The organism is Pelotomaculum sp. FP (genome assembly GCF_004369245.1).
In the GTDB taxonomy this organism is placed as follows: Bacteria; Bacillota; Desulfotomaculia; order Desulfotomaculales; family Pelotomaculaceae; genus Pelotomaculum_C; species Pelotomaculum_C schinkii.
In genome coordinates, this window is the sequence record NZ_QFGB01000159.1 from 1 (window position 1) to 745 (window position 745).

The 745-nt window shown below is 43.4% G+C and carries 1 protein-coding gene; it reads right to left on the reverse strand.

What is annotated here, in order from left to right; genetic code table 11:
* Positions 1 to 728, reverse strand: a 728-nt coding sequence (locus Psfp_RS21170) for a sigma 54-interacting transcriptional regulator (RefSeq protein ID WP_282434376.1), incomplete at its 3' end; no start/stop codon positions are given.
* Positions 729 to 745: the final 17 nt, after the last annotated feature.

Below are 745 nucleotides of genomic sequence, written 5' to 3' on the forward strand. Positions count from 1 at the left end.
AGCATAGCCATGACTTCAGGAGCAATTTTGTCAATCAATTTGTGATTGACCACAGAATGTTTTTTTAAGTAATAATCAATCAAAATAGGTATATCTTCAGGCCGCTCTCTGAGGGCAGGCAGTTTTAGCGAAAATACATTTAAACGATAAAATAAATCCTGGCGGAAAGTACCGTTTTTTAACATTGTTGCCATCTCACGATTGGTTGCCGCAATAACTCGAATATCCACTTTAATAGGCTTGACTCCGCCCACCCGGTAAAATTCATGGCTTTCCAAAACTCTGAGCAGTTTGGACTGCATCTCCAGCGGTAATTCGCCAATCTCATCCAGGAAAACAGTCCCGCCGTCGGCAATTTCAAACTTGCCGGGCTTTCCCTTCTTTTGCGCGCCGGTAAACGCGCCAGACTCATAGCCGAATAGTTCGCTTTCTATCAGGCTTGATGGAATTGCACTACAGTCGACTACCACAAAAGGTTGGTCGCAGCGCATGCTTTCTTCATGAATGGCGTAAGCAAACAGATCTTTGCCGGTACCGCTTTCCCCGACAATCATAACCGACACGTCACTCTCAGCCACTTTTTTTGCAATCATAATCAGGTCATACATCTGCTTGCTTTTATATACAATCCTCTCAAAACCGTAATTGCCATGAATTTGTTTTATGACCTCTTCGGCACGCTCCAAATATTTTATCCGGTTTTTGGCTTCCTGCAGTTCAAAACTCATTCGTTGGATTTCCGTAA